A 12,670-nucleotide genomic window follows, 5' to 3' on the forward strand; every position below is an offset into this window, starting at 1 on the left:
CTTTGAGCTCTACAGACCGGACTCAATTTTTTATGCAGCTTTATTGTAATTCTCTCACCGCTTATCAACGTTTGCACACCCTGGAAGTGAAGGTGGGCGACCTGCTTATTGGAAATGGACACCCCATCCGCGTGCAGACCATGACCACTACCGATACCATGGATACTGCCGGTACCATTGCCCAGGCCATCCGTTGTATTGAGGCAGGCGCCGAACTGGTGCGCATTACCGCCCCCAGTAAAAAAGAAGCCGAAAACTTATTGCATATCCGCAACGGGCTCCGCGCCCAGGGGTATACTACGCCGCTGGTAGCCGATATCCACTTTACACCCAATGCCGCTGAAATTGCCGCCCGCATCGTGGAAAAGGTGCGTATCAACCCGGGCAACTACATCGACAAAAAGAAATTTGAGCTCATTGAATATACCGATGCGGAGTACCTGGAGGAAATAGACCGCATCCGCGAACGGTTTACCCCCCTGGTGAATATCTGCAAAGAGCACGGCACCGCCATGCGCATTGGCACCAACCACGGCTCCCTGAGCGACCGTATCATGAGCCGCTATGGCGATACCCCCATGGGCATGGTGGAAAGCGCCATGGAGTTTCTCCGCATTGCGGAAGACCTGGACTACCGGAACATTGTGCTCAGTATGAAGTCCAGCAACCCACAGGTGATGGTGCAGGCCTACCGCCTCCTGGTGCATACCATGCAGCAGGAACTGGGGCACTGCTATCCCCTCCACCTGGGCGTTACAGAAGCAGGCGACGGGGAAGACGGCCGCATCAAATCTGCCGCCGGCATCGGCACCCTGCTGGAAGACGGCCTGGGCGATACCATCCGCGTGAGCCTCACGGAAGACCCGGAATTTGAGCTGCCTGTGTGCCGCGACCTGGTGAAACGCTATAACGACCGCGCCGCCAAACAGGCGCCCATTGCCCCCGTAGAAAAGATCACCTACTCTCCTTTTGAATACAGCCGCCGCCCCACAGCCGCCGTGGGCAACATTGGCGATAAACACGTACCCGTGGTGGTGGCAGATTTTAAAGGAGTCGAAAATATTACCCCTGCAGCCCTGCGGTCCATTGGCTACACCTACGACGAGTCCTCTGATAAATGGAACATTGCAGATGCCGCGGCAGATTACCTCTTCACTGAAAAGCCCCTCACCTTTGCCCTGCCCGGCACCCTCCATGTGATTGTTCCGGCTGCGGTGTGGCCCGGCGTGGAGGATAAAGAAAAATACCTGCCCTTCTTTACATTGCAGGACTACCTGGGCGCTGCACAGCGCTCCGCCAGCTTCAACTTTGTGAGCATGAATGCAGACCAGCTGCCGGACGCGGCTACCCTGCAGGCCCTGGCGGCAGATAAAACCGTGGTGCTGAGCGTGTATGCTGAGAATGTGCATGCCATGCCGGCGGTGCGCCGTTTCTTTATGCAATTGCAGGAAGAGAAGATCAATACACCTGCGCTGCTGGAAACCCGCGCAGCAGATGCCACCGCGGATGAGCAGCTCATTCACTTCAGCGTAGAAACCGGTGCCCTCCTGCTGGATGGCTTTGGAGACGGCCTGTGGCTGCGCGGCACGGACGTGAGCAGCCGGGCACTGGTGAACAATGTGGCCTTTGGCATTCTGCAGGCCACCCGTACCCGCATTTCCAAAACAGAATATATTTCCTGCCCTTCCTGTGGCCGCACCCTGTTTGACCTCCAGGAAACCACGGCCCGCATCCGCGCGGTGACCCATCACCTGAAAGGCGTGAAGATCGCGATCATGGGGTGCATTGTAAACGGCCCGGGTGAGATGGCGGATGCCGACTTTGGCTACGTAGGCAGTGGCGTGGGCAAGATCACGTTGTACCGTGGCAAGGAAGTGGTGAAGCGTGGCCTGAGCAGCGAGGTGGCGGTTGACGAGCTCATTGATCTCATCAAAGACCACGGCATGTGGGTGGAGAAGAATTAGGGAATTAAAACTGGCTTAAATGTGCGCGGCGCCGCGTCCACATTTTGCATTTCTCCGTACATTTCCTAAAATCCTTTCAACATGAAAAAATTCCTCTCCGGCTTAATGGCCCTGGTTATGGTACTTACCCTGTCCGTATCCAGCGTAAACGCACAGAAGAAAACTGCAAAGACCAAGTCTGATTCTACCGCCGTTCATACCAAGAAAGACGGTACGCCTGACAAACGTTACAAAGAGAACAAAGGCGCCAGCACCGCTGCTCCTGCCGGACCTACCAAGAAAGACGGTACTGCCGACATGCGCTACAAGGCTAACAAAGAAGCCGCCAAGAAAAAAAGCTAATACCAGAGCAATAAGCTGATAATATTTTTCCAGTACAGGAGCCCTTTGCGGCTCCTATTTTATTTTGATTACATTAGCAACATGTTCGATTTCAGACTCAGGGTATTTTACACCGTGGCCAAGCGCCTCAGCTTTACCAAGGCGGCAGAGGAGCTTTTCATTTCCCAGCCGGCCGTGACCAAGCATATTCACGAACTGGAACAGCAACTGGGCGTGAAAGTGTTTGAGCGCATTGGCAACCGCATTAAACTCACGGTGGCAGGGCAGATCATGCTGAAACATGCAGAGACCATCTTCACCACTTACCGCAACCTGGAGTACGACATTAACCAGCTGAAAAGCTCCCAGGGTGGATTGCTGCCCATAGGCGCGTCCACCACCATTGCACAGTATTTCATACCCCCGCTGCTGGCCAAGTTCCACCAGCGCTATCCGGATGTGGAGATCTCCCTGATCATGGGCAATACGGAACAGATAGAACAGGCACTCCTGGAAAAAAATATTGAACTGGGCATCATTGAAGGCAAGTCTAAAAATCCCTTGCTGAAGTACGTGGAACTGGCCAAGGACGAGATAGTGCTGGTGGGCAATGCCCGGCACACGTATGGCCAGGATGATAAACTGACGGCCAATGACCTGAAGCAAATACCCCTGCTCATGCGGGAGCACGGCAGTGGCACCCTGGAAGTGATCCTGGACGCCCTTTCCCAGCTGAAACTGAAGCCCACAGACCTCAATATTGCCATGTACATGGGCAGTACGGAAAGCATCAAATCTTACCTGGCCAATTCCAACTGCGTGGCCTTCCTGCCCCTGCAGGCCATCAAACGGGAGCTGGAAGCAGGAGATTTCAAACTACTGTCTATGAAGAATTTCAGCCTGGTGCGCAAGTTCCATTTCATTTACCTCCAAGGCCAGCAGGATAAACTGGCCCAGCACTTCATCCGGTTTGCAAAGCAAAACTCACCGGAATAAGATCACCGCGGGCTTTAAACGCAAAAAAGCGAAGGAACCTTCGCTTTTTATACAAAAAATATGACGGGGCCGCCATTACCAATCCTTATCCGTCTGCACCGGCTGGCCTTTCACTTTCTTCATTTTATCCTGCAGGTTCTTTTCCTGCTGGCTCAGGGCTTCCAGCATGCGCTCGGCCTGTTGCTTGTCCATTTTGCTGGGCTGGGGCTGCGGGCGCTGGTCCTGCTGGTCTTTTTTATCCTGGTCTTTCTTATCCTTGTCCTGGTCCTTGGGTTGTTGCTGCTTGTCTTTATCCTGCTTTTGATCCTGCTTCTTCTGATCCTTCTTGTCTTTGTTATCCTTGTTGTCCTTATTCTGCTGGTTTTGCTGGTTCTTCAGCATGGCCTGCGCATAGGCCAGGTTGTAGCGGGCCTCTTCGTCTCTCGGGTCCAGCTTCAGTGCATTTTTGTAGGAGCGGATGCTTTCTTCCCAGTTTTTGGCTTCCATGTAGGTGTTGCCAATGTTGTAATTGGCATCTGCCTTCACATCCTTGCTGGAAGTAAGCTTCATTGAGCTGTCATACTCTTTGCGGGCTGCATCAAAGCGCTTTTGGGAGTACATACTGTTGCCCAGGTTATAGTTCCCTTCTACAGACTTGCCATTCAGTTCCAGGGCTTTTTTATAGTTGGCCTCTGCATCGGCGTATTGCTGCTTTTTGTACAGGTCGTTGCCTTTGCGGATGTATTTATTGCCTGTTTGTGCCTGCGCTGTGTGCAAGGCCAGCAGGATGGTACTTACAAGGAAAAGATATTTTTTCAATGCACGGATCATGCTACGGGTTTTAGGGTGTCTTCCGGCTGCTCAGCTTTCGGGCGACGGGTTTCCGGTACAAAAAATTCAATGGCGATCAGCACGCAGCAAACCACCAGGAAGTACTGGAAATAAGAATTGTAATCAGTAAAAATATTCTCGCCAAACTCTTTCTGCTCCATGCTGTCTATTTTGGCAGCCAGGGTATTTACCACTTCATCGTTGTTATTGTCCAGGTGCTGGTAAATACCCTTGCCGGCGGCGGCAATGGATTTGAGCTCTTCTTCATTCAGTTTGGAGATCACCACGTTGCCTTCCCGGTCTTTTTTCACACCGCCGGTTTCAGGATCGGGCAGGGTGGCCCCGCTGGGTGAACCAATGCCGATGGTGCTGATGGCCACGCCCTGGTCAAAGGCGGCACGGGCCTCCTTGATGGCGTTTTCATCATGGTCTTCCCCATCGGAAATGATGATCATGGCTTTATGCTTGCGCTCTTTCTGGTTATACGCTTCATTGCTTACACGAATGGCTTCCGCAATGGCGGTACCCTGGGAGGGTATCATGTCCGGCGTTACGGTGTTCAGGTACATGCGGGCCGCAGAATAGTCAACGGTGAGCGGCATTTGCAGGTAGGCATTGCCCGCAAAAACCACCAGGCCTATACGGTCGTTCTCCATTTTGTCCATCAGCTTACTGACCAGTTGCTTGGCACGGGTAAGGCGGTCTGGCTTTATGTCTGATGCCAGCATAGAGCGGCTCACGTCCAGCGCTACCACCACATCTACCCCTTTGCGGGTGATCTTTTCCATGCGGCTGCCCTTCTGCAGGTTTGCCAGGCCTATCACTCCAAAGAAAAATGCGATGAACACCAGCAGGAACTTCAGGGTGAACAGGCGGCGGGAGTAGCCGGAGAACATCTCTTCCACCAGGGCAGGGTCGCCCATCTTTTTGATGGACCTGCGCTTCCAGGCAGAGACGCCGAGGAACACCAGCAGCATCAGTACCAGCAACACCAGGCCCCATAAATATTCACTATGTTGAAATCTTAGCATATCCAGTTTTCAGTAAAGCCGTGCGGGCACGGGAGGCATAAAAATAATTTTTTTAACCCTTTAAACAAGACGCTCCCTGCGGGTTTTAGGAAATTTTAACAGGATGCAGCGCCTGCCTGGGTTTGGGTGGGCCATTACTCCAAAAAAAACGCGCGCCCCGGCAGGAACGCGCGACCAGAACGGTGTGGTGATCCTTGTTTTACTTTTCGCCTTTGAAATAGCCCGCATCAGCGAGGATGGCTTTGGCAGTTTCCAGGCGGATCCTGTTCATATCAAAAGCGGGATCTTCCGACTCAATGTTGAGCACAAAGAACGTGGGGTGACGGTTCTCTTCCACCCAGCCTATCACCCAGCCTTCATTCTTTTTACCCATCATACCGGCCCCTGTTTTATAGCTCAGGATGTACTTGTCTGTGGTTTCCTGCACCATCATTTTGCGCACTTCTTCCATGGCGGTCTTGGTGAAAGGCAGGTTATCGAAATATAGTTTCTTGGCAAAGCCCAGTTGCTCGTCCGGGGAGATGAGCAGGCTGTTGTCCAGCCAGAACTGGTCTACACTGCTGATCTTCATGTTGCCATACTTCACACTGTCCATCCAGGCGGCCAGCGCGGACTTGCCTGTGAGGCGGGCCAGTTGCTGGAAATGTGCGGTATTGTTGTCTTTGAAAGCCTGGACCGTGGTAAGGCTTTGCCCCGCGGCGCTATCTGCCACCACCGTGCTGGTGTGGGCGATCTTACCGGTTTGCAGGGCTACCAGGGTGTTGAAAATATCAAAGGTGTTGGCAGGCTGGAAGCGCAGGCGGATGCGGTCCATGTTATAAGCCTGGAACTGCCCTTGGCTGTTGTCAAACAGCATAAAGCAGCCTTCCGCCTTGTATTTGGTGAAGTATTTTTCCCAATCGGGCTCATTTTTCACATTGTTCGGTGCACACGCGCTGAGGCAAAGCACCAGCGCCAGTAAGATCCAGCCTGTTTTTTTCATGGTAATGTTTGTTCCGGTTTGGGGTGCAAGGTAAGCCAGATTAACAAATTGTTCGGTGGTTAGATTGCCAAATGGCCCATTGCCGGCGGGTAGTGCAAAAAAAAGACCGCCGTTTTGTAAGTGGCAGGGGCCAAATACAAAACGGCGATCAGGCTATTGCGATCAACTACCGGCTGGACGCCGGGAGTGTAACCATCTGGTAATTTATCCTATTTGCGCTGGAACGTATACACCAGGTAGCCGGTTTGGCCCTGGAAACCTACAGCAGCCCTCCAGGTCATGGAGGTGGCTTCTACATCGGTGAGGGCTACTTTATAGCCGGTGGTCACGTTCTTGGCCTTATCGCCGGAGTAGAGCTTTTTGAACTGGAACACGTTACCGCCATTTTCCTGGATAATGCTCCAGATGATGGGCTGGTTGCCGGTGGCGCAGCCTTCGTCTGTGGCTGTGAGGGTGAAGGAGCCCTTGTTATTGTTCGATACAAAATCCCACTGGCTGCCAATGAAGCATTTGTAAGAAGCCTGGTCAAAAACGGTGATCTTGGAGCCCTTGGGAATGCCGTCAAAGGTAACATCCGTCAGGATCCAGGAGCCATTCAGGGCTTTCTTGTTAATGGAAGCGCTGCCACCATCGGCGGGGGCAGTCTTGGGGGAGCAGGAAATAGCAAAAAATGCCAGGAATAAGGCGCAAAGTGCAGTCAGGGTAAGGTGCTTCATGTTATGTGGCGGTTTTAAAAATTCGCAATTGGGTGCAAAGTAAACGCATTAAAAACAAGAAACATACCAAAAGTGTTCTGCCGGGCGGCACCAAAATACCTGGAATTATGGTATAGATGATAAAAGGAAGACCCGCAGGCCTATCGGGTGGCAGCAGTGGTTTGCGGATGACGGGCTTCATTGAGTTTATCCTGGAGCGACTGGCTCTTGAAATAAAAGTACAGGAAGCCCACCAGGAACAGCTTGGAGAGTAAAAAGAAGAGAATGAGGATGATCTTCCAGGAGCGGTGCACGGAAATGTAAGTACCCTCCTTGGGTTGCATGCTGATGAACGTGTAGTGCTTGCGCTCTTCGTCACTCAGTTTTTCATCGCGGAAAGAAGATTCCCAGTTCAGGTGTTGCTGGATGCCCTCCCACACGCGGGCGGGCGGCATCACGGCCTCTTCAAAGGCGGCATTTTCCATCCGGCGCTCCACGGCGGCAATCTCTGTTTCCAGCGCAGGAAAGCGCAGGCGCATCCGCTGCAGCTCCGCCACTTCATCCGGGGTGGCAAGGCCAAGCAGGAAACTCTCAATGATACCTGTAGATATATACTGTTCTAGCTCCAATTGGACTGTAGATATTTTCTGAATTCAATCATGGCAATCGAGAGGGACTGCTTTATTGTTTCTTCCGGGAGGCCCAACATACGGGCTACGGCCTGGATACTAAGCCCTTTATAATAGCAAAGACGGAAAACCTGACTGCTATGTTCCGGAAGTCCCTCTGTAAAACGCTGAATGTAGTGATTATTCCTTAAAACCAGCCCCTGCGATACTGTTGCACCAGGGCTTAGTGACGGTGATGTTTCCCGGAGGGATATTTCCCGGGCTTGTTTCATTAACCAGGCAAAAAGGGAATGATATCCGGCATTGGTAAAATGATGGATGTGCTGGAATGCGTACGCAAAAACCCGTACCAGTACATCGTTTGCTTTATTCCTGTCAGCGACAATCTGTAATATTATCCCATAAACAGCGCCAGCGTACTTGTCGTACAAATACTGCCTTGCTACCGGGTCACCGGCCAGCAGGCGCGCAGCCAGTATCTGTTCATTTATATGGGCGGGTGCTTTCGACAAGTGGTGGTGATTCGCGGATCTTCTCACTTAAATGTAAGGATTTCAACGATATAACCAGGCACTTACCCGCTTCAAAATTTCATCCCGTACCGCCGCACGTCTTAGAAAAAATTTGTCTGCGAATAAACCTACGAAAGCGCGGGTTGGTTGGTTTTGCCGGAAAGTTGTCCAACTTAGCTATTTGAGGGTAGTAACCCGGCTACCCCTGATCAGGGAGCCCTGAAAGCAAAAAAGGGACCGGCGACCGTCAGCCTTTCCCTTTTTGCCAAATATGAACGGGGTAGTAATAAGTAATGTTAGGTCCCTCCTGAAGGGCGCGGTGGTCACGAAGCCACGTCCAGCTTGAGGAGGATCTGGCCACTCTCTGTTTCATACACATCCGCGGTGCTCAGGTTGAGCGGCGTTTCCGGGCGGGCCATGGGCAATCTGGTCATCTTATCACTAAGCGCCCTGATCAGGGCACTGCGGGAAAAACCGCCCTCCCCGGCGCTCTTGATCACGAAGCTGGTGGACTGGGGCAGGGTGGTCATCACTGTTACTTTGCCATAGGGCAATACGATCTCGGCACCGTTGAGCATTTTCTTCAGGTCGTTATCCGCCTTTTGCAGGTTCACCCAGGGGATAATGCCTTTGGAAAATACCTTCACCTCCTCTCCTTCTGCTTTTACCTGGAACTCAATGGTGGTCACCAGGTCGCCGGGATCTGTGGCCAGGCTTACGGAAGGCTGGGCGCTCATGGCAATCTTCTTATGCTGGGCCATGGCGGGTACACTGTTCATCAAAGCCAGCGCTAAGCCGGCAATCATCATGGTTTTCATAGGACAAAGGTTTTCGGTTCAGGACAGTGGATGTAATATAGAAATAAATTATATATTAAAAAAATTGCGCGTGTGGAAAAGTTTTTGGTAGGGCTTTATCAGGGTTATGACGGCTATTCCTGCAGGCTTCCAAACAATTGCGTGATCGCCTTTCTGCGGAAAGCGAAAATATCTTCCAGTTGGCGGGCCACGAAAAGCTTTTCCGCCAATGTGCCCAGGAGGCCCAGGGGCAGCTGGTAGTGCACAATATCTGTCATCTTCACCCCGCCCGGTACCTGCTCAAAATGGTGCTGGTGGTGCCACAGGGCGTACGGGCCTTTCTTCTGCTCGTCCACAAAATAACGTCCTTCCTGTACGTGGGTGATCTCCGTCATCCAGCGCAGGGGAATGCCCAGCAGGGGGTGGATGACATAAGTGATCACCTCCCCGGCATACATGTGCGCTACCGGCGGGGAGGTGATATGAAAACGCATGTAGGCCGGGGTGATCTGCTCCAGGTTATGCGGCCGGGAAAAGAAGTCCCATGCCTTTTCCAGGGAAATGGGAATGAGCTGCGTACGTTCCAACCGGTGGATAGCTGCCATGTTTTTAACATTTACTACGCACAAACATAGCGTAGTCCCCGCATATATTTGTACCGTGTCTATTCCCTACTTTTACAACTATATGGCCACTAATTCCCAACTACATAACCAGCGGTTCAAAGAAGTGTACGAGCGTCTGAACCCGCAGCAGCGCAATGCCGTGGACCACACGGAAGGCCCCGTGATGGTGATTGCCGGGCCCGGTACGGGCAAAACCCAGATCCTGGCCTCCCGCATTGGCAAGATCCTGCGCGATACCGACTTCCAGCCGCAGAACATCCTCTGCCTCACTTATACAGACGCCGGTACAGTGGCCATGCGCCGCCGCCTTACGGACTTCATTGGCCCGGATGCCTACCGCGTGCAGATCCATACCTTCCACTCTTTTTGCAATGACGTGATCCAGGACAACCTGGGCCTTTTTGATAAAACCATCCTGGACCCTATTTCCGACCTGGAAAAGATCCAGTTGCTCAAAAAACTGATAGACGGGTTTAAAAAAGACAATCCCCTGAAACGCTACCGGGGCGATGTGTATTTTGATATGAACAACCTGGCCAACCTCTTCTCCACTATGAAGCGGGAAGGCTGGACCGCTGCCTTCATACGGGAACGGGTATACGCTTACCTGGCAGACCTTCCCACCCGGGACGAATATATCTGCAAGCGCGCCACCAAGGAATTTAAGAAAGGGGATGTACGCACCGACAAAATAGACGCCGAAAAGGAAAAAATGGCCCGCCTTATGGCCGCCGTGGAGCAGTTTGACGTATTCCAGCAGCTGATGCTGAATGCGAACCGCTACGACTTTGACGATATGATCAACTGGGTGATCCGCGCCTTTTCCGAAAACGCCGGCCTGCTGGCCGACTACAAGGAACGCTTCCAATACATCCTGGTTGACGAATACCAGGATACCAGCGGTACCCAGAACACCCTCATACAGCTGCTGGTGAAGGATGAAACAGCGCCCAACATCTTCGTGGTGGGAGACGATGACCAGTCCATTTACCGCTTCCAGGGGGCCAACGTGGAGAACATGGCCCAATTTGCCGAAAGCTTTGTGAGCACCCTGCGCACCATCGTGCTTACCGAGAACTATCGCTCCGTACAGGACATCCTGGATGTATCCATGACCCTGATCAACAATAACGGGAACTCCCGCCTGGTGAACCAGCTACCCGGCCTGAGCAAAGACCTGGTGGCGGCTAATGATAAGCTGACCGCCCTGCATATACAGCCCGTCATTCGCCGCTACAACACGCCCCGCGATGAAATGGCCGGCATTGCCCTGCAGGTACAGCAACTCCTGGCAGATGGTGTGCAGCCAGGTAAAATAGCGGTGATCTACCGCGAAAACCGGTACGGGGAAGAGCTGGCGCAATACCTTCGCCTGCTCAACCTGCCCTTTTATTCAAAGCGGAGCATCAACCTTTTTGAAAATTCCTTTGCAAAGAAAGTACTGACCCTGCTGCAATACGTGGCCGCGGAACTGGATACGCCCTACAGTGGCGATGACCTGTTGTTTGAGATCATGCACTATGATTTTTACAACATAGCCCCCGTGGAAGCCGCCAAAGCCACCATCCGTGCCACGGAAAAGAGTTACCAGGAAAAAACCTCCCTGCGCCAGTACATGAAGGAATGGGCCGCTACGCGCAATCTCACCCTCTTCTCCGACACGCCGGATGAAGCCCTGGTGCAGCTGAGCCGCACCACGGAAAAATGGATCAAGGATGCCCATAACGTAACCCTGCAGCAGCTCTTTGCCATGATGATCAGCGAGGGAGGCGTGCTGGCCTACATCATGCAATCGCCGGAAAAGATCTGGCTCATGAAAGTACTGCAGGCCCTCTTTGATTTCCTGAAAGAAGAAACCCGCCGCAATCCCGAACTGAACATCGTGACCTTCATGGAAATGGTGAGCCTCATGAAATCCAACGGGCTGCCCATCCCGCTGGTGCAGGTGAGCGGCAACGAAAAAGGCATTAACCTGATCACCGCCCACGGTTCCAAAGGGCTGGAATTTGAATACGTATTCCTGGCCGGTACCAACTCCCACACCTGGGAGAAAAAGCGCAAAAACAGCAGCGGCTTTTCCTTCCCGGACACGGTATTTTCCACCCAGGCCCTCTCCAGCGATGAGCAGGAGCTGCGTCGCCTCTTTTACGTGGCCATCACCCGCGCGGAAAAGCACCTGTACATCAGCTATCCCGAGTACCGCGCGGATGCCAAACCGCTGGAGCCCAGCATGTTCATCAGCGAAATACAACAGGAGCATCCATTGCCCAGTGAGCGTATCGAACATACGCCGGAGGCCATGTTCTCCTTTGAATTGCTGCAATACAACCAGCCCCAGGCCCCCGAGATCGAAAAGGTGGACCAGCAGTTCATTGACCACCTGCTCAGTAGCTTTGTGATGAATGTAACGGCGCTGAACAATTACCTGGATTGCCCCCTGGGCTTCTTCTATAAAAACCTGGTGCGCGTGCCCACCGGCCGCTCGGAGAATACCGAGTTTGGCTCTGCCGTGCACTACGCCATTGAGAAATTATTTGTGAAAATGCAGGATGGCGGGCGCAATGAATTTCCATCAAAAGAAGAGTTCCTGCGCGACTTTGCCTGGAGCATGATGCGTAACCGGGAATGCTTTACCCGCGAGGCTTTTAACCGGCGTATGGAATATGGGAAAGATATCCTGAGCGACTATTACGATACCTATCTCCACACCTGGAACAAGATCGTGAGCGTGGAACGCAATGTGCGCAACGTGGAAGTGCGCGGGGTGCCCATCAAAGGCAAAGTGGACAAGATGGAGTTCAACGGCTCCGAGGTGAACGTAGTGGACTATAAGACCGGCGACTACGAAAAAGCTATCAAAGAATGGAAGAAGTTTGAACGGCCCAATGAACGCAACCCCAATGGGGGCGACTACTGGCGCCAGGCGGTGTTCTATAAGATCCTGCTGGATAATTACAGGATAAAGAACTGGAAGGTGGTAAGTACCGAGTTTGACTTCATAGAGCCCAACAAACAGAAAGTGTACCATAAGGAAAAAGTGGTGATCACCGCGGAAGACCTGGAAATAGTGGGCAAACAGATCGCAGACACCTGGCAGAAGATCCAGAACAAGGAATTTTACACCGGCTGCGGTAAGGAAGACTGCCACTGGTGCAATTTTATCAAGGATAATAAAATGCACGTGGCCCTGCATGACCTGCTGGCCGAAGAAGAGGCCTGACCGGGGCCGTACCGGAGGCCTGCGGCCAATGGCGCCCGCGGGTAAAGGCATGTTTTCCGTACATTTGCGCGTTACTTTTTTGAACCA

General features: G+C 52.6%; 12 protein-coding genes. 4 read left to right on the plus strand and 8 right to left on the minus strand.

Going from position 1 to position 12,670, the window contains the following annotated elements:
• Nucleotides 1-32 precede the first annotated feature (32 nt).
• The 3 genes from ispG (at nt 33) to DCC81_RS01940 (ending at nt 3,281) form a co-directional block, all read left to right on the plus strand.
• Entirely contained in the window at nt 33-1,964 is a 1,932-nt protein-coding gene (gene ispG, locus DCC81_RS01930) for a (E)-4-hydroxy-3-methylbut-2-enyl-diphosphate synthase (RefSeq protein ID WP_108684907.1), read from the plus strand.
• 81 nt (nt 1,965-2,045) lie between these two features.
• Complete coding sequence (locus DCC81_RS26120; protein ID WP_240612869.1) at nt 2,046-2,306, plus strand: hypothetical protein; 261 nt, start codon at nt 2,046-2,048, stop codon at nt 2,304-2,306.
• An 81-nt stretch (nt 2,307-2,387) separates the two neighbouring features.
• The gene (locus tag DCC81_RS01940) at nt 2,388-3,281 is read left to right on the plus strand and encodes a LysR family transcriptional regulator (RefSeq protein ID WP_108684908.1); all 894 of its coding nucleotides are present in this window, start codon (nt 2,388-2,390) and stop codon (nt 3,279-3,281) included.
• A 75-nt stretch (nt 3,282-3,356) separates the two neighbouring features.
• Here the strand turns inward: DCC81_RS01940 and DCC81_RS01945 are convergent, their stop codons facing one another.
• The 8 genes from DCC81_RS01945 to DCC81_RS01980 form a co-directional block, all read right to left on the minus strand.
• Nucleotides 3,357-4,091 (minus strand): tetratricopeptide repeat protein, encoded by a 735-nt coding sequence (locus DCC81_RS01945; RefSeq protein WP_205686243.1) that lies wholly within the window; start codon nt 4,089-4,091, stop codon nt 3,357-3,359.
• Nucleotides 4,088-5,122 carry a VWA domain-containing protein gene (locus DCC81_RS01950; RefSeq protein WP_108684909.1) on the minus strand — a complete coding sequence of 345 codons (1,035 nt, stop codon included), beginning with the start codon at nt 5,120-5,122 and terminating at the stop codon, nt 4,088-4,090. Before DCC81_RS01950 ends, DCC81_RS01945 begins: the two co-directional genes overlap by 4 nt.
• 199 nt (nt 5,123-5,321) lie before the next feature.
• Nucleotides 5,322-6,104: a penicillin-binding transpeptidase domain-containing protein gene (locus tag DCC81_RS01955; protein WP_108684910.1), complete on the minus strand. Its 783-nt coding sequence runs from the start codon at nt 6,102-6,104 to the stop codon at nt 5,322-5,324.
• 209 nt (nt 6,105-6,313) lie between these two features.
• On the minus strand, nt 6,314-6,820 hold the full coding sequence (locus tag DCC81_RS01960; RefSeq protein ID WP_108684911.1) for a lipocalin family protein: 507 nt from the start codon (nt 6,818-6,820) through the stop codon (nt 6,314-6,316).
• A 140-nt stretch (nt 6,821-6,960) separates the two neighbouring features.
• Nucleotides 6,961-7,428 (minus strand): hypothetical protein, encoded by a 468-nt coding sequence (locus DCC81_RS01965; RefSeq protein ID WP_108684912.1) that lies wholly within the window; start codon nt 7,426-7,428, stop codon nt 6,961-6,963.
• Entirely contained in the window at nt 7,419-7,940 is a 522-nt protein-coding gene (locus DCC81_RS01970; RefSeq protein WP_165806400.1) for an RNA polymerase sigma factor, read from the minus strand. The genes DCC81_RS01965 and DCC81_RS01970 overlap by 10 nt, the downstream gene beginning before the upstream one ends.
• A gap of 323 nt (nt 7,941-8,263) precedes the next feature.
• The gene (locus DCC81_RS01975; RefSeq protein ID WP_108684914.1) at nt 8,264-8,758 is read right to left on the minus strand and encodes a hypothetical protein; all 495 of its coding nucleotides are present in this window, start codon (nt 8,756-8,758) and stop codon (nt 8,264-8,266) included.
• Nucleotides 8,759-8,871: 113 nt separating this feature from the next.
• Entirely contained in the window at nt 8,872-9,342 is a 471-nt protein-coding gene (locus DCC81_RS01980) for an SRPBCC family protein (protein ID WP_108684915.1), read from the minus strand.
• A gap of 55 nt (nt 9,343-9,397) precedes the next feature.
• Here DCC81_RS01980 and DCC81_RS01985 point away from each other — a divergent pair, with 55 nt between their 5' ends.
• Nucleotides 9,398-12,583 carry an ATP-dependent DNA helicase gene (locus tag DCC81_RS01985; protein ID WP_240612870.1) on the plus strand — a complete coding sequence of 1,062 codons (3,186 nt, stop codon included), beginning with the start codon at nt 9,398-9,400 and terminating at the stop codon, nt 12,581-12,583.
• Nucleotides 12,584-12,670: the final 87 nt, after the last annotated feature.

This window comes from Chitinophaga parva, assembly GCF_003071345.1.
Lineage (GTDB): Bacteria > Bacteroidota > Bacteroidia > Chitinophagales > Chitinophagaceae > Chitinophaga > Chitinophaga parva.